This window comes from Pseudomonas sp. XS1P51 (genome assembly GCF_054897845.1).
Genome location: NZ_CM142707.1, coordinates 1,603,032 through 1,617,884, shown reverse-complemented (window position 1 = coordinate 1,617,884; position 14,853 = coordinate 1,603,032). Strand labels below are relative to the sequence as shown.

General features: G+C 58.0%; 17 protein-coding genes. 4 read left to right on the top strand and 13 right to left on the bottom strand.

Going from position 1 to position 14,853, the window contains the following annotated elements; translation table 11 throughout:
* Nucleotides 1–45: 45 nt before the first annotated feature.
* Nucleotides 46–1,338 (bottom strand): hypothetical protein, encoded by a 1,293-nt coding sequence (locus ACYZUD_RS07365; RefSeq protein WP_462023336.1) that lies wholly within the window; start codon nt 1,336–1,338, stop codon nt 46–48.
* 284 nt (nt 1,339–1,622) lie between these two features.
* On the bottom strand, nt 1,623–1,889 hold the full coding sequence (locus ACYZUD_RS07360) for a hypothetical protein (RefSeq protein ID WP_462023335.1): 267 nt from the start codon (nt 1,887–1,889) through the stop codon (nt 1,623–1,625).
* A gap of 344 nt (nt 1,890–2,233) precedes the next feature.
* Between ACYZUD_RS07360 and ACYZUD_RS07355 the strand changes: the two genes are divergently transcribed.
* The gene (locus ACYZUD_RS07355) at nt 2,234–3,559 is read left to right on the top strand and encodes a sigma-54 dependent transcriptional regulator (RefSeq protein ID WP_462023334.1); all 1,326 of its coding nucleotides are present in this window, start codon (nt 2,234–2,236) and stop codon (nt 3,557–3,559) included.
* Between the two features lie 150 nt (nt 3,560–3,709).
* On the opposite strand, the gene ACYZUD_RS07350 is transcribed toward ACYZUD_RS07355, so the two are convergent.
* From ACYZUD_RS07350 to ACYZUD_RS07310, 9 genes are all read right to left on the bottom strand, one after another.
* Nucleotides 3,710–5,011: a transporter family protein gene (locus ACYZUD_RS07350; RefSeq protein WP_462023333.1), complete on the bottom strand. Its 1,302-nt coding sequence runs from the start codon at nt 5,009–5,011 to the stop codon at nt 3,710–3,712.
* A 46-nt stretch (nt 5,012–5,057) separates the two neighbouring features.
* A complete protein-coding gene (locus tag ACYZUD_RS07345) occupies nt 5,058–5,798 on the bottom strand; it encodes a hypothetical protein (RefSeq protein WP_462023332.1) in 741 nt (246 codons plus the stop codon).
* 45 nt (nt 5,799–5,843) lie between these two features.
* Complete coding sequence (locus tag ACYZUD_RS07340; protein ID WP_462023331.1) at nt 5,844–6,524, bottom strand: C39 family peptidase; 681 nt, start codon at nt 6,522–6,524, stop codon at nt 5,844–5,846.
* A gap of 63 nt (nt 6,525–6,587) precedes the next feature.
* Complete coding sequence (locus ACYZUD_RS07335; RefSeq protein WP_462023329.1) at nt 6,588–7,616, bottom strand: heme utilization protein; 1,029 nt, start codon at nt 7,614–7,616, stop codon at nt 6,588–6,590.
* Nucleotides 7,617–7,680: 64 nt separating this feature from the next.
* The gene (locus ACYZUD_RS07330) at nt 7,681–8,259 is read right to left on the bottom strand and encodes an adhesin (protein WP_462023328.1); all 579 of its coding nucleotides are present in this window, start codon (nt 8,257–8,259) and stop codon (nt 7,681–7,683) included.
* Between the two features lies 1 nt (nt 8,260).
* A complete protein-coding gene (locus ACYZUD_RS07325) occupies nt 8,261–8,707 on the bottom strand; it encodes a hypothetical protein (protein ID WP_462023327.1) in 447 nt (148 codons plus the stop codon).
* A 357-nt stretch (nt 8,708–9,064) separates the two neighbouring features.
* Nucleotides 9,065–9,589, bottom strand: a complete 525-nt coding sequence (locus tag ACYZUD_RS07320) for an AAA family ATPase (protein WP_462025199.1) — start codon at nt 9,587–9,589, stop codon at nt 9,065–9,067.
* A complete protein-coding gene (gene pnuC, locus ACYZUD_RS07315; RefSeq protein ID WP_462023326.1) occupies nt 9,586–10,149 on the bottom strand; it encodes a nicotinamide riboside transporter PnuC in 564 nt (187 codons plus the stop codon). Before pnuC ends, ACYZUD_RS07320 begins: the two co-directional genes overlap by 4 nt.
* Nucleotides 10,150–10,293: 144 nt before the next feature.
* Complete coding sequence (locus ACYZUD_RS07310) at nt 10,294–11,928, bottom strand: methyl-accepting chemotaxis protein (protein ID WP_462023325.1); 1,635 nt, start codon at nt 11,926–11,928, stop codon at nt 10,294–10,296.
* A 140-nt stretch (nt 11,929–12,068) separates the two neighbouring features.
* Here ACYZUD_RS07310 and ACYZUD_RS07305 point away from each other — a divergent pair, with 140 nt between their 5' ends.
* From ACYZUD_RS07305 to ACYZUD_RS07295, 3 genes are read left to right on the top strand one after another with little or no spacing between them, the layout of a single operon-like run.
* The gene (locus tag ACYZUD_RS07305; RefSeq protein ID WP_462023324.1) at nt 12,069–12,224 is read left to right on the top strand and encodes a hypothetical protein; all 156 of its coding nucleotides are present in this window, start codon (nt 12,069–12,071) and stop codon (nt 12,222–12,224) included.
* Complete coding sequence (locus tag ACYZUD_RS07300) at nt 12,224–13,054, top strand: undecaprenyl-diphosphate phosphatase (protein WP_462023323.1); 831 nt, start codon at nt 12,224–12,226, stop codon at nt 13,052–13,054. The genes ACYZUD_RS07305 and ACYZUD_RS07300 overlap by 1 nt, the downstream gene beginning before the upstream one ends.
* Entirely contained in the window at nt 13,051–13,479 is a 429-nt protein-coding gene (locus tag ACYZUD_RS07295; RefSeq protein ID WP_462023322.1) for a DUF1294 domain-containing protein, read from the top strand. Before ACYZUD_RS07300 ends, ACYZUD_RS07295 begins: the two co-directional genes overlap by 4 nt.
* Here the strand turns inward: ACYZUD_RS07295 and ACYZUD_RS07290 are convergent.
* Nucleotides 13,476–13,835, bottom strand: coding sequence for an MmcQ/YjbR family DNA-binding protein (locus tag ACYZUD_RS07290; RefSeq protein ID WP_462023321.1), 360 nt, complete (start codon nt 13,833–13,835; stop codon nt 13,476–13,478). The genes ACYZUD_RS07295 and ACYZUD_RS07290 overlap by 4 nt on opposite strands.
* A complete protein-coding gene (locus ACYZUD_RS07285) occupies nt 13,832–14,740 on the bottom strand; it encodes a LysR substrate-binding domain-containing protein (RefSeq protein ID WP_462023320.1) in 909 nt (302 codons plus the stop codon). Before ACYZUD_RS07285 ends, ACYZUD_RS07290 begins: the two co-directional genes overlap by 4 nt.
* Between the last annotated feature and the right edge of the window lie 113 nt (nt 14,741–14,853).

Sequence of the window (14,853 nt, the reverse complement as noted above, 5' to 3'; positions counted from 1 at the left end):
GCCGTAAGCGGAAGGGAAGATCAAGTGTAGGAAAAATACATTGGCCTACCCCAGATAGCGTGCGACGACCGCCCGATAGTTGCCATCCAGTGAGTAGCCGCCTACAACAACGTTGCCGTCGGCCTGCACGGCCAACGATGTCGCGGTATCCAGGCTTCGACCGAGGCGGGTGCGAACCCAGCCGATGCCATTGCCGAAGCTGCAATCGAGCTGTCCGTCGGGCAGATGCCGGGCCAGAATAAAGTCGGCTTCGACCCCACCGATGGTGGCACCAACAGTCAGCACGCCACCGTCCGCAAGCGCCTGGGCGGCGGTCCACTGGCAGCCGCTGTGGCCGATTTCCAACAATTGCGGCTGGCCACCGTTGAAATGAATATCCGGGCGACCGTTACCGTGGACTTTCAGTGCCATGCAATGCATCGGGTTGCGGCTGCTGCCAAAACAGTGCAAGTCGCCATTGTCCTGCTGGACGATTTGGCTGACCTGAACGTTACGTCCCTGAGCCATGAAACTCATGAAACCATCCACGGCGAAACTGTCGTCGAGCCTGCCGTCGGTGTGATAACGCGCGATCAGGCCTTCTTCCGGGAAGTTAATCGAGCCGCCCACCAGGATCCGGCCGTCGCGCAGTACCAGCAGACTGCTGAGCCAGGTGTTCATCAGCAGGTGCCTGACGACGACGAAGCCGCGACCGTTGAAGGAATCGTCCAGCGAGCCATCGGCGTTGAGCCGTATCAGCATGCCGACGTGATCGGCCAGTTCGAAATGATGATTGGCCAGCAGCAGGATTCGACCGTCCTCCTGCACAAAGACATCACAGGCTTCGGCGCCCGGTACGCCGGGTGGTAACCAGGCATCGCGCACGCCCTGGGACAGGTTGCCCGGCAGGCGTACGACGCAGCGTCCGTTGTCGCCAAAACCTGGAACCGGTTTGCCTTGCTGATCAAACAGTGCGAGGGCGGGCAGTGTCCGGTGCGCATTTTCATAGTGCAGGCCGGCTACCAGAATGCATCCGTCGGGCAGTATGAGCACTTTATCTGCCATGGCTTCGAAGCCGTGTTCGAACTTGCCGATGACGCTGCCTTGATTGCCGAATGCCAGATCTGCCGAGCCGTCCGCCAGCAGGCGAGCCAGGCCAAGACGACTACCGCCTTGGGCTCCGACCTTCGCTGCCACCAGCAACCGGCCACATGAATCAATCGCGACCCCATTGGCCATGCTTGAGGTGCTGCCCGCGAAATACACCTGGGTTTTGCCACTGCCGGCAAAGGTTTTATCGAGGTTTCCGGCGTCGTTCAGCGTTGCAGCAGGTAAGGCGAAAGCGGTCTGGATTGACATGCACGCATCTCCTTGCGAGTCGTCCCGATCCAGGAGTTGGGGTGGCGACTATTTAGGGAGATCATTCAATCCCTGAACGACTGCATGCACAACTGTCAGAACTAACAGGCGGAGGGTCGTTTTGTGCCAGAACAGTGTCTTTTCGAACCACTGACAAGTCTGCCAAGTAGTTGGAGGCGTAAACGTTCGAATAAACAGAGGTCGCAAGTTTGGATGGCGTGAAAGCCAGCTAACTAACGATCTAGGGGAGGGTGCGGATTACTGTGAAGTAATCCGCAAAACGATTAGTGCGGCATGGACCACGATTGCAGCGTGTAGCCTTCTTTGCTCAATTCGTCACGTGCTTCGTTGAGCACGCTTTCAAGTTGTGCGGGGTCGGTATAGGCACTGCTCGGGATCTGCTTGCGACCTATACTGTTACTGGTACGGTCGATGACGGTCAGGTTGAGTTCACCGTTACCGTCCTGTGGTGCCCAGGCCACGCACTGGAAAGGCCGGAATGCGCGGTCGGCAATCAAAAGAGCTTCGTTGATACGGAGCGGGGCGTTCATCAGGGTCTTCTCTCTGTATGCCCAATCAAGTGATGTGCCGACGGTTGGGCTTACCGTTCGGCTGGTTACTTGTACTGATGCCCGCAACCGGGGTTCGGGTCACACATAATCAAAAGAAATTTCAACTTTCTTTCATTGATTCAACATTCAGGCCGGTAATGAAAGCGGAATGAAAGGTTTGACTCGTTAGGTAACTAACAAAGCCGTTTCTTATAACTGCTTACGCGTCATCCCTATAGTCAATCGGTACAAGCTCACGTCAAATTCTTGCTAATGTTACAGCCAGGTCTGCCAAATGACTGTTTTTAATAAAATTTCCTATAATTTGGCGCCAAGGAACAGTCATGAACGAAGCGCCCGCGTTACGACGTTTGTTAGTAGTGGATCCTTGCGACGACTGCCATCGTCTGCTGCCCGGTTTGCGCTCTATAGGGTGGGACGTTGACAGCTGTACCCTGGAAAATGCCGCCGACCGAACCTGCGACGTGGGCCTGTTACGTTTGCAGCCTTTTCATCTGGAACGCCCGGAAGCCGTCAAAGAGCTGATCAGCCGCAGCGGCACCGAGTGGATCGCCGTACTCAACCAGGAAGTGCTGCGGTTGCAGAATGTCGGCGACTTTGTCTGCGAGTGGTTTTTCGATTTCCATACCCTGCCGTTCGATGTGTCCCGAGTTCAGGTTACGCTGGGGCGAGCGTTCGGCATGGCACGCCTGCGCGGGCAGGGCACGGTTCACATTGATCAGCCCGAGCACGAGTTGCTTGGCGACAGCAAGCCCATTCGCGAACTGCGCAAGCTGCTGAGCAAACTGGCGCCCACCGAGTCCCCGGTATTGATTCGTGGTGAAAGCGGGACCGGTAAAGAACTGGTCGCCCGCACGCTCCATCGACAGTCCCAGCGTCACAGCAAACCCTTTGTCGCCATCAATTGCGGCGCGATCCCCGAACACTTGATCCAGTCCGAACTGTTTGGCCACGAGAAGGGCGCCTTTACCGGCGCCCATCAGCGCAAGGTCGGGCGGATCGAAGCGGCCAACGGCGGAACGCTGTTTCTCGATGAAATCGGTGACTTGCCCCTGGAGCTGCAAGCCAATCTGCTGCGTTTCCTGCAGGAAAAACACATCGAGCGTGTCGGCGGCAGTCAGCCGATTCCGGTGGACGTGCGGGTATTGGCGGCGACTCACGTGGATCTTGAGGCCGCCATCGAGAAGAAACGCTTTCGCGAAGACTTGTACTACCGCCTGAACGTACTGCAAGTCGTCACCGCCCCGTTGCGTGAGCGTCACGGCGATTTGTCGATGCTGGCCAACCACTTTTCCCATTTCTACAGCCATGAAACCGGTCGCCGTCCTCGCAGTTTCAGCGAAGACGCGCTGATTGCCATGGGCAAGCATGACTGGCCGGGCAACGTTCGTGAGTTGGCCAACCGGGTACGTCGCGGGCTGGTGTTGGCCGAAGGACGGCAGATCGAGGCGCGAGACCTGGGGCTGATCAGTCAACAGACCATCGCCACACCGATGGGCACCCTCGAAGACTACAAGACCCGCGCCGAGCGCCAGGCGTTGTGCGATGTGTTGAATCGCCACAGCGATAACCTGAGCGTCGCCGCCCGTGTATTGGGCGTGTCGCGGCCGACCTTTTACCGATTGCTGCACAAGCACCAGATCCGCTGAGCGCAAGATCAAAAGATCGCAGCCTTCGGTAGCCCCTACAGAGTGAACGCATCCCACCGTAGGAGCTGCCGAAGGCTGCGATCTTTTGATCTTCATGCAATAAAAAGCCCCGCTACGATCGAAATCGTAGCGGGGCTTCGTTATTGTGGATCAAAAGTAGTACGGGAATTTCAGGCTGAAGGTGAAGTCCGGAGCATCGTCCGTGAGGCCGATGGACAGGTTGGGTACGATGGTCAGGTTGTCGGTGGCCGCAACGGTCATGCCGATGTTGAAGTAACCGGCGTTGGCATCGCTGGAGGTAACCGATTGCCATTCCCCGCCGTCTTCCTTGATCTTGCTTTTACGTTGCACCAGGTCAGACACCGAGAACGACATACTCATCTTTTCGTTCAGTGCGAACGCAATACCGGCACCGATCTGGAAGCTGTCGCCGATCCTCACCTTGCCAGGCGTTTTCTGGTTGACGGTGGAACTGATGTCGTCGAAAGACTCCTCGAAGTTGTGGGTGTAGGACAAGCTACCGAACAGCACGGCCGGGTCGAAGGTTTTGACCAGCGAGATGCCAGGGCTGATCGACCAGACGCCGTTACCGGTGGGCAGGGTGTCAGGCACGAACAGGTTGGTGTTCTCGTCGGTCTGGCGCAGCTTGATACCGAACGGATCCTTGCCGGTAGGCGCCTTGACCCGCAAGGTGACCACGGCATCCGGGGTATTGACCGATTCGTCCAGGAATTTGTAGGCGATACCGAAGTTGACGTCGCCAATGGTTGGATCCCGGGTGACAGTATCTTCGGTGGTGACGCCTGCGGATCCGTCGTTGCCCCCGCCGGACTGGTACGTCGATTCGCGGTAGATCACTGGCACGTTCAGGTCAAACTGCCAGCGGTTGTCGAAGTTATAGCGGCCGGTGAGGTCAAGCGTCCAGGTATCGGCCTTGATCCGGTCGAGGTTGATGTTGCCCAGAAAGATCGAGTCCAGTGCGAGGAAGCCGTTGAGAATCAGCTGGCGGGTGTCGTATCTGGAGTAGGTGATTCCGGTTTCGAAACTGAATTTGCCGCCGCCGAAGAATCCGCTGGCCTCGTCATAGAGGTTGGAAACGCTTTGTGCCGGTTGTGAATCATCTGCCAGCGATTGCCCGTAGGAACTGCCACCCCCGGCGGCTCCCCCTGAAGCGGCCGCGGCGCCGGTACCGGTAGCCACCTGATTGCCTTTCATGTCCGCTGGCGATTTGGCCAGGCGTTTGGGTTGAGGGGTTGCCGGTTGATCTTCGACCTGGCGGACCCGTTGCTCGAGTACCGCCAGGGCTTTTTGTTGTACTTCGTATCGTTGCTTCAGCTCCAGAAGCTCTTGTTTCAGAAGCTCTACATCCGCATCGGGCGCTGCTTGCAGCATCGCCGCCGGGAAGAGAGTGCTCAAACATACAACTGCGCGCAGTGATACTGATCGATACATGAAATAAGCCGTCCCTTTAAGCCCAATGATCGAGAGTCAGCGTAGTTCAATATCCCAAGGTGCGTAGTGCGGTTAGTTGAGAAAGATTGCAATCCAATGCACCGGCACTTGGCCCATTATTATTGAGTACCACGTTGAGTTGAGTCATGTTGCTGACCATGTTGCTGTTACCCAGTAACTGGGTGTTCTGCAGCAGCCCGCCCCGGCCAACTTGTTGCATGGTCGAGCCTTGGTTGTTGTTGGCTGCGATGGCCATGCGGATGCCGCCGCCCGTGGCGGATACGGCAATACTTCCAGCGGCATTGCTACCGGAAATGGTTTGTCCGCTCATCAGCAGCTGACCTTGACCAGGGCTCAGGGCAGGGGCCCGACCTTCTCCGACGTTGATGGAGACGTTGTTGTAGGCGCTGTTGCCATCGCCAGCTGCACGTACGCTCTGGATGACGCCCTGGGTGCTGTTCAGGCCAGAGCCGCCCACAACATTGCCGGTACCTTGACCTGGCGTACTGCCGTCGCCGGTCTGGCTGTAGGTTGAAACATAGAATTCGGGTCTTACGGTCGATGACTGGATCTGCATCGAGCTGGTCGCACCGATCAGATCACCACTGGCGTTGCGCCAGGTACTGCTCATGACAATGCCGAAGCTGATGATCCGGCCCGGCATGACGTAACGACCGCGCAACTCGCCGAGCTGCTGATCGCTGATTTCGATGGGTTTAAATCCGTTGGCGAAACTTGAAGCGCTCGCTGCCATGCAGGCGGCGGCCAGCCAGTATGAGGTTTTCATCTGCTGCTCCCAGGGCGTCCAGCCCCAATAACATCTTTTTGGCGATTAAAAGAAGTCGCTCTGTATGAAACCAAAGTCCATCAATTCAGCATCTTTGACCGGGTTGAAGTTATCCAGCTTGTTCTTGGCTGTCAGGGGGACCGGTGGACTGCGTAGTGCATTAGTTTTTTCATAACCGGGACCTACGATAGCGAAGACAATGCCGTTCCAACCTTTGACAAAGTCATCATGGGAGTAGCGTTTGTGACCGAGTACCGGGTCGCCGATATAGACCCAATCCTTGTCTGCCCGCTGCATCACCACGAAATGCTTGTAGCCGCGAATGTCCATCAGTACCACCACCGGAATCGTTACTGCGTCCAACTTTTCGGGTGGGATTTTGTAGCCCCGGGCGCGCATGCCGATGCTTTCTATGTAGCGCTTCATGTCCAGCATGGAGAAACCTTGAGTACGAACAAGGTCCTGGTCAGCGTTGACCAGCATGCCTTTGATGACGTGCTCCTCATCGACATCGAGCCAATAGGCCTGGCGTAATATCGTTGCCAGTGCGGCGGCGCCGCAGCTGAAATCGGTTTTCTGTTCGACGATGTCGCTGAACTTGCGTTCACGCACACTCTGTACTTCCTTGTAGACCAACATGCCGCCAGGCAGGGCGGCAACCGGCATCTGTGCGGCCTGAGTCAGGCCAGACAGGCAGAGGAGGGCGAAAAGGGCAGTCTTACGCATGATCGATACGCCTTTGCGGACTGTGGAAAAGCCCCGTTGCCGGGGCTTTCATTTCGATCGCGATTACAGGCAGACTTTGCAGCCAGCAGCGATGGACAGCGAGTTGCTTTGTTGGTTGCCTACACCAGCCGATACGTTGGCGCCGCCGTTGCCGGAGAAGCCGTTCAGCGAGTTGCTCATGTTGGCAGTGTTGGTTACAGGGTTTTTCCAGCCATCTGCGGTCAGCACTTGTTGAGTGGTTACGCCAGCCAGGCCGAATACGCCAACTGCAACGAAGTCAGAAGTGGTGCCGTCATCATGACCGCCGCCATGACCACCGCCATTGCCGCCTCTGTTGTCATTGCCATGGCCATTGCCGTGCCCGTTATCATCATCTTGGGTGGTGGCAGTGCCTGCGGCTACGAACACGCCAGCAGCGTTAAAGGTACCGACCAGAGTATCTTTTTTCCAGGTCTGAGTGCCGTAGTTGTTGACAACCAGCCCACTGGAGGTTTGGTTAGCCGCAGCAGCAGCTGTTGCCACACGACCACCCGATACAGCGATAGCCAGGTTGTTTTTCTGTTGGTTGAAGTTGCCGGCTGTCAAGTTGACACCGATGTTGCCGGAGCCGTTGTTGGCCGCATTGGTCATGTTTGCGCTGTTGGTATTAGAGTAGTTGGCAACAGCGTTGCCGGTGTTGGTTTGTGTGGCGCTGGAAGCAGCGACTGCAGTACCGAAGATGAAGCTTTCGTCAGCAGTAGCCAGTGCCGCGGCGTTGTCTTGTTGGTTGCCGTCGCCAGCTGCAACGTTGGCGCCCATGTTGCCGTTGGAGCCATTGAGCGAGTTGTCGATTTTGGCGTCGTTTTTGGTGCCTTGGTTCAACACGCCGTTGCCCGAGCTGCTTTGTACGTCGATGACGGCGGCCCCGGCGCCGGCAGTGATTTGCAGCAGTTGTTCCAGGGTTGGGCCTTTAGGGTCATGGTTGTTGCCATGACCGTTACCATTACCATGCCCATTTCCATGATCGTTATCACGACCGCCTGCTTGTGCTGCGATTGCCATCACTGCTGCGAGAGCGAAAACCAGTGGTTTTAAGGCCATTGTAGGTTTCATGGTGTTTCTCCGTGCTTAATTAGTTGGTTAAGTGTTGGTACTTTCTAATCGCACTGCGTTTGGGTCAGTCAGCGACCCGGATGCTCAGGGTGTTAGCCATTCGGTTCCCCACCCCGGCACTCTGGTTCACCTGAATCACGCCCCGGCTGCCGGTGAAGGCCTGGTCGCTGGTAACGACCTGGCGACTGCCGATTGGGGTGCCAGTTGCTCCTGAGCTTGGTAGCAACGCCACGTTCTGTTGAGAAAGGGCGCTATCGTCAACGGCTTGCGGTGCAGCACTGATGCTGATGCGCATGACGTTGGCCATCTGGTTGTTGGCCCCGGCACCCTGGTTCACGCCCAGTACACCGTTGCCATTACTGAAAGAGGTGCCGCCAATGGTGGCCGTCGCGTTCATCGACGGATTGGCGGGGGTATCGATTCTCTGGATGACGGTGGTGGTCGCGCTGGCTTCGGTGCCAATGGCGATCGCACGAACGTTGGTTTGTTGCTGTTGATCACCGGACGCCTGGTTGACGTTGAAATTGCCTCTGTATTGCGTGCCGGAGTTTTGAATGGTGGCGTTGTTCACTGTGCTGACACTGGAATCAGCCATGACGCTGGTGCAGGCGAACAAGGCGAGGAACAGGAGGGAACGATTCATGTCATTTGCCTCCAGCCAGTCTGCCCAGTGGGGCGAGGCCGGAACTCATGGCGCGGTTGATGGTTCCCGAAATCGCGCCACCACCGCTGCCGCCGTGGCCTGCGCCCATGCCGGGCATGCCATTGGGGTTGGTGACGACGTTGAGGCCGTGGATGCCCCCGTTCGGGGCGATGGTGTTGCGAATGGACGAGCCGCTGGCCACGCTGGCGAAGTCACCGTCGCTCAACTCGTTGTTGGCAATGTTCTGATTGATCCGCGCAGAAGGGTTGGCATTGACGGTGGTCGGGTTGGGATCCGTGCCACCGTTACGGCCAAAATGAACAGGCTGAACGTCACGAGTAAGAATAATGGTGCCGTTGCCATCTGCTTGAGCGGTGAAGCTGAGTACCGAGCTGGCGGCACATCCAATCAGGAGGAGGCAGGTCAAGCCTTTATTGATAGTCCCCACGGCGGCAATTCCTTCTTTTGTGGGCTGGCCCTAGTCAGCGTTGTGAAGGAGAGAGCGAAAGCTGTGCCGGTTTTTAAATAGTATTTTAATTCAATAGGTTATGGATTTTTTCCGGGAGCACTGTGTCAGCGTTGTTTCATGTTTGAGACACCCAACAGCGCCCACAACCGTCTAAAACGGTCGCGAAGCTCTAGATCAAGGGTTTGCGGTATGGTGTATCACGTGCTTAACAAGTGACATGCCAAGGGCGCGAAGGCCTTTGAAACGGCCTGTTTGGAGCGGGAAGGGTGTTTCAGGAGTGGACACTTTTCCCCAAAAACAGGGGGAAACGCTGGGGAAAACACCCCAAAAGCAGGATCAGTTACCGAGCAGCACCGTAACGGCTTGCAAGGCCTGACTACGGCGTTCTGCCCAGTCACCCTGCAGCACTTGAAAGGGTTGTCGATGTTGTTTCAGCCAGGCCAGGGTCGTGTTGAAAAAAGCCAGGCGCTCACTCAGTTCGGGCTGGCAACGCTGGCCATCATCCGCCCACTCCACGAATTCTGGAGACAGCAGCAAATGCAGGTCGTAGTGCCGGGCCAGCAGCGCTTGTTCGATCCAGGCCGGGCAATCGCCAAACAAGTTCTGGCTCCAGAGAATGTTGCTCAGCAGGTGAGTGTCAAGAATCAGCAACGGCGGCTGCCGTGCGCGGGCTTCGTCCTCCCATTGCAGCTGCCCGCGGGCGATATCAGGAATATCGGCCAGGCAGGTGTCTCGTGGGTTCTGCTCGACGAACCAGCGCACATATTCGTCGACCAGGACCCCGCCGAAATGCGCTTGCAACTCGGCCGCCAGCCAACTCTTGCCGCTGGACTCGGGGCCGGTGAGCACCAGGACTTTCATGTGCGCAACGCCGGATCGGCGCGCCATTCCCGCCAGCCTTGCACCGCAATCAGGGTGAATAGCGTGTAGAGCCCGGCGGTCAGGTACATGCCTTTATAGATAAACAGACCGACGAAGATCACATCCAGGACGATCCACAGCGGCCAGCATTGCACGCGCTTCTGTGCCATCCATAACTGCGCCACCAGGCTGAATCCGGTCAGCGCCGCATCGAGCCAGGGCTGGGCGGCATCGGTCCAGTGCGCCATTGCAGCGCCCAGCAACAGACTGCCGACGGCGCCGATGGCCAGGCTCAGCCCTACTGATTTTCCATCGAGCTGGCTGACCTGGCGCCCCTGATGCGCATCACCCGCACGCGTCCACTGCCACCAGCCATAGAGCTGTAAGGCGGCGTAGATCACTTGCAGCAGCATGTCTGAATACAGCTTCACCTCGAAAAAGATCCAGCTATAAAGCAGCACCATGACCAGGCCGATCGGCCAGCACCAGGGGTTCTGTTTGACCGTCAACCAGACGGCAGTGACACCGAGGGCGGCGGCAAACAGCTCAAGCCCGGACATGGAGGTTCCTTGGGGGAAATCGAAGAGGGGGCGATTGTAACGGGTAGGCGCGAAGTTTGAAGATCAAAAGATCGCAGCCTGCGGCCGCTCCTACAGGGGTATGCGGTCGGCGTAGGAGCTGCCGCAGGCTGCGATCTTTTCGGGCTACACCCGGAACTGCTTGAGCAACCCGTTCAACTGCTCGCTCAATTCCTTGAGACGAACGCTGGCCAGGCTCGACTGTTCCGCCGCCAGCGCCGTGCTGTGAGACAAGCCGGCCGCCTGGGTGACGTTCTGGTTGATGTCCTCGACCACATGGGCCTGTTGCAACGTTGCGCTGGCGATGGAGGCGTTCAGGCCGTTGAGGTTGCGCAGCGCCTGGCCAATGGCGTTCAGGCTTGCACCGGCAAGGCCGGCCTGCTCGATGGTCAGTTGAGAGGCCCGGCTGCTGTCGCTGATCACCTTGACCGCCGCTTCGGAGTGACTTTGCAGGCGCTCGATCATCGCCTGGATTTCAGCCGTGGATTTCTGGGTGCGCTGGGCCAGTAGTCGGACCTCATCAGCCACCACCGCAAAACCCCGACCTTGCTCGCCGGCACGGGCGGCTTCGATGGCCGCGTTGAGGGCCAGCAGGTTGGTTTGCTCGGCGATGGAGCGGATCACTTCCAGGACGCTGCCGATCTGGGTGCTTTCAGCGGCCAGGGTGCGAATCACTTCCACCGCCTGATCGATGGTGGACGACAACTTGTCGATCTGTTGCAGGCTACCATCGATGTTGACCTGGCCTTGCTGCGCCTGAGACTCGGCATCGCGCATTTCGCTGGCGGCATGCTCGGCATTCTTCGCGACGTCCTGCACGCCATAGGTCACTTCATTGATGGCCGTAGCGACCAGTTCCATCTGCTGGGACTGTTGCTGACTGCGTTGCTGTGCCTGGGCGGCGTCGTTGCCCAAGTCGCTGGACGACTGGCCCAGGGCGCTGGCGGACACCTGCAACTCGCTGATCACCAGCCGCAGCTTGGCGGTGAAGGCATTGAAGTGCCGGGCCAGTTGCGTGACTTCATCCTGGCCATGGGTGTCGAGGCTGCGGGTCAGGTCGCTCTCGCCGCTGGCGATGTTGGCCATGGCGTTCACGGTTTCCTGGAGCGGACGGACGATACTGCGGGCAATCAGGATCACCAGCAACGCCATAAACAGGGCAATCACCAGCCCGACAAACGTGGCCTTCCAGACCTGGTCATAAAACTCGGCCTGCACGTCATCGATGTACACCCCCGAGCCGATCACCCAGCCCCAGGGTTCGAACAGTTTGACGTAGGAGGTTTTTTCTACGGGGGCGTTGGCACCCGGTTTTGGCCAGCGGTAGTCAACCGTACCGGCACCTTTGGCCTTGGCGATGGCGACCATTTCATTGAACAGCGCAAAACCATCCGGGTCGCGGATCGTCGAGAGGTTCTGGCCTTCAAGTTTCGGGTTGGCCGGGTGCATGACCATCACCGGCGTCAGGTCGTTGATCCAGAAGTAGTCGCTCTGGTCATAGCGCAGGCCGCGAACGGCACTCAGTGCCTGTTTCTGCGCGGCTTCGCGGGTCAGCGTGCCGGCGGTTTCGAGGTCGTGGTAATAGTTCAGAACGCCACTGGCGGTTTGCACCACGTGCTCGGTTTTCTGGACCTTGGCGTGGTAGAGGTCATCGTGTATCTGCTTGAGCATCAACACGCCCAATGTCAAAAGCATCATGACGGCCACGATCAAAATGAGCCACAAACGGCGGCTGATCGACATATTGCGCAAGCTGTTCATAACGCTGTCACTCCAGTTTCTTTTTCTTGTAATAAACGATCGCCAGCATCCAACCACACTTTGCCGATCGGGCATATCCGACCCAAGTCCAATAACGTGGCAGCGTTAATCAGCCTTGTCTGATAGGATTTCGGCCCCGCATGGAAAAACCTGAATTCAAGTTTATCTTTCACGAAACTTTTACGGTTTCGTCCGGATTCTATGCGCGCGGTGCAGCAGCGACGCTGACCGCAGTCAACGTTCTGAAAAAAATATTAACGGGGCATGCCGTGGCGCATTGCTTCTTGGGGGATTGATGGATCTTTGGACTGCTTTTTCGGCATTGATTCTTGGGGTTGTAGAAGGGCTGACGGAGTTTTTGCCGATTTCCAGTACCGGTCACCAAATCATCGTGGCCGACTTGCTCAACTTCGGTGGTGAGCGGGCCATGGCCTTCAACATCATTATCCAGTTGGGGGCGATCCTGGCGGTGGTGTGGGAGTTTCGCCGCAAGATCTTCGACGTAGTCATCGGTTTACCGACCCAACCAAGTGCTCGACGCTTTACCGCGAACCTGCTGATAGCCTTCCTGCCGGCCGTGGTGTTGGGGGTGATTTTCGCTGATCTGATCCACGAGTATCTGTTCAACCCGATCACCGTGGCCACGGCGTTGGTCGGGGGCGGTATCGTCATGCTGTGGGCTGAGCAGCGTCAGCATGAAGTGCATGCCCACACCGTCGACGAAATCACCTGGAAAGACGCCCTGAAAGTCGGCTTTGCCCAGTGCCTGGCAATGATTCCCGGGACATCGCGTTCCGGCTCGACGATCATTGGCGGCTTGCTGTTCGGCTTGTCGCGCAAGACCGCCACCGAGTTCTCGTTCTTCCTGGCGATGCCGACCATGGTCGGCGCGGCGGTGTACTCGGGCTACAAGTATCGCGACCTGTTCGTTCCGGCTGATTTTCCGGTGTTCGCGATCGGTTTCGTCACGGCATTCATCTTCGCGATGATTGCCGTCAGAGCTTTGCTCGTGTTCATCGGCAGCCACAGCTATGCGGCGTTTGCCTGGTATCGCATCGCGTTTGGCCTGGTCATCCTGGCCTCCTGGCAGTTCGGCTGGGTCGACTGGACTTCGGTCAAACCATGAATGATGGCAGCGCACGCAACTACCCCGGACGCGGTTCCGGGGGCGGGGTACAGAACCTGCGGCTGAAATTGCTGGTGTTTGCGCTGCTGTGCGCGCTGCCGTTGTTGGGTTCGATGTCGTTGTGGCTGCGTGGGGTTTCGGTGATTCCCCTGGCGGCCTACGGCGTGGTCAGCGTGCTGGCGTTCTTCCTTTATTGGCGTGACAAGCACAAGGCACGCACCGACCGTTGGCGTACGCCGGAGAACGTTCTGCACGCAGTGGAGTTCGCCGGTGGCTGGCCGGGTGCGTTGCTGGCCCAGCAGGTGTTTCGGCACAAGACGCGCAAGGTGTCGTTTCAGCTGCTGTTCTGGATGATCGTGCTGCTGCACCAAGTGTTCTGGATCGACCAGATGTTCCTCGGTGCCAATCTGCTGGCGCTGTTTTAAAGCAGCAATCCGACTTGGGTGCGCTTGGGTAACTTGCTCACCACCAGTTGATGGGAGCGCTGCAACAAGCCTTGCAGTTCTTCGGCGCCCAGCGGGTAGGGCGTTTCCATGATGATCCACTGGGCCCGCGCCAGATAAGGTGCCGGATGAATGCCCGGACGATCGCAATGGCCGAGAAACAAATCCTTGTCGACCTTGAAGGCCAGGGACTCGCCCCGCAGGTTCTGCAAGGCGAACATCTTGTTGCCGGCAATCGAAAACACCCGCACACCTCCCCATTTATAGTCTTCCCGCGCGCCGGGCAGCGCGAGACAGAATGTCGCGACGTCCTCTTCGCTCATGCGTCCAGCTTTCATATCAGTCGGTCCCCACAGGCATTGAATGACTCGACCAAATGGTCGATCCAGGCGCGTACTGCCGGCATCACCCCGCGCCGATGAGGGTAGACCGCTTGCAGCCAGCCGCCAGGCAATGACCAGTCGGGCAGCAATTGCACCAGCGAGCCGTCTTCCAGCTCCTGCTCGCAATACATCATCGGCAGCATGGTAAAGCCCTGGCCGGCGAGGGTGCAGGCTCTGCGCACGATGAAGTCGTCGATGCCCAGCCGCGCTTCCAGTGCCAGGTCGCAGCTTTTGCCCTGTTGATCGAGCATGCGTATGTGCACCATGCGGTCGGCTTCCAGGGCGCCGAGCACCGGCAGGCCCTTGAGGTCCTCGGGATGATTGATTTGCCGGCCGTGGAGAAAGTCCGGGCTGGCGACCATGAGCATCTGCGCCTGGCGCAGACGCCGGGTGACTAGCAGGGGGTCTTCATCACCCAGCTCGCGGACCCGCAGGGCGACATCGACGCCTTCGGTCACCAGATCGACCCGGCGGTTGAGCAGCATGACTTCCAGTTGAACCTGAGGGTATTTTTCGAGAAATCGGCTGATCACCGTCGGCAGCATCTCATGCGCCAGCCCGACAGGGCAGGACACCCGCAGCCGCCCGCGAGGTTCGCTGGACATGCTGGCCACCGCTTCGTCGGCCATCTCGGCTTCCAGCAGCATTGCCTGACAATGCCGCAGATAGCGCTCGCCCACGGCGGTTAGCTTGAGTTGCCGGGTGGTGCGTTGCAGCAGGCGCGCGCCCAGGCGTTCTTCCAGCTCGGCGATCCGTCGTGATAAGCGCGACTTGGGGATCCCCAGCAAGCGCCCGGCCGCCGCGAAACCACCGGCTTCAACCACCTTGGCGAAGTAGTAGAGGTCATTGAGGTCTTGCATGGTGTTAGCTCGATTGTTCTATCAGTGGGACGAACTATCGCATTGTTGCCGTCTAATCAGCTATTGGTTTCGTCTGTAGGATTGTCTCCATTAGATCGCCTCGTAGCGATCCT

What these genes read in the sequence shown, in the direction of transcription:
- ACYZUD_RS07365 (WP_462023336.1), bottom strand. Translation starts at nt 1,338, where the DNA reads ATGTCAATCCAGACCGCTTTCGCCTTACCTGCTGCAACGCTGAACGAC.
- ACYZUD_RS07360 (WP_462023335.1), bottom strand. Translation starts at nt 1,889, where the DNA reads ATGAACGCCCCGCTCCGTATCAACGAAGCTCTTTTGATTGCCGACCGC.
- ACYZUD_RS07355 (WP_462023334.1), top strand. Translation starts at nt 2,234, where the DNA reads ATGAACGAAGCGCCCGCGTTACGACGTTTGTTAGTAGTGGATCCTTGC.
- ACYZUD_RS07350 (WP_462023333.1), bottom strand. Translation starts at nt 5,011, where the DNA reads ATGTATCGATCAGTATCACTGCGCGCAGTTGTATGTTTGAGCACTCTC.
- ACYZUD_RS07345 (WP_462023332.1), bottom strand. Translation starts at nt 5,798, where the DNA reads ATGAAAACCTCATACTGGCTGGCCGCCGCCTGCATGGCAGCGAGCGCT.
- ACYZUD_RS07340 (WP_462023331.1), bottom strand. Translation starts at nt 6,524, where the DNA reads ATGCGTAAGACTGCCCTTTTCGCCCTCCTCTGCCTGTCTGGCCTGACT.
- ACYZUD_RS07335 (WP_462023329.1), bottom strand. Translation starts at nt 7,616, where the DNA reads ATGAAACCTACAATGGCCTTAAAACCACTGGTTTTCGCTCTCGCAGCA.
- ACYZUD_RS07330 (WP_462023328.1), bottom strand. Translation starts at nt 8,259, where the DNA reads ATGAATCGTTCCCTCCTGTTCCTCGCCTTGTTCGCCTGCACCAGCGTC.
- ACYZUD_RS07320 (WP_462025199.1), bottom strand. Translation starts at nt 9,589, where the DNA reads ATGAAAGTCCTGGTGCTCACCGGCCCCGAGTCCAGCGGCAAGAGTTGG.
- pnuC (WP_462023326.1), bottom strand. Translation starts at nt 10,149, where the DNA reads ATGTCCGGGCTTGAGCTGTTTGCCGCCGCCCTCGGTGTCACTGCCGTC.
- ACYZUD_RS07310 (WP_462023325.1), bottom strand. Translation starts at nt 11,928, where the DNA reads ATGAACAGCTTGCGCAATATGTCGATCAGCCGCCGTTTGTGGCTCATT.
- ACYZUD_RS07305 (WP_462023324.1), top strand. Translation starts at nt 12,069, where the DNA reads ATGGAAAAACCTGAATTCAAGTTTATCTTTCACGAAACTTTTACGGTT.
- ACYZUD_RS07300 (WP_462023323.1), top strand. Translation starts at nt 12,224, where the DNA reads ATGGATCTTTGGACTGCTTTTTCGGCATTGATTCTTGGGGTTGTAGAA.
- ACYZUD_RS07295 (WP_462023322.1), top strand. Translation starts at nt 13,051, where the DNA reads ATGAATGATGGCAGCGCACGCAACTACCCCGGACGCGGTTCCGGGGGC.
- ACYZUD_RS07290 (WP_462023321.1), bottom strand. Translation starts at nt 13,835, where the DNA reads ATGAAAGCTGGACGCATGAGCGAAGAGGACGTCGCGACATTCTGTCTC.
- ACYZUD_RS07285 (WP_462023320.1), bottom strand. Translation starts at nt 14,740, where the DNA reads ATGCAAGACCTCAATGACCTCTACTACTTCGCCAAGGTGGTTGAAGCC.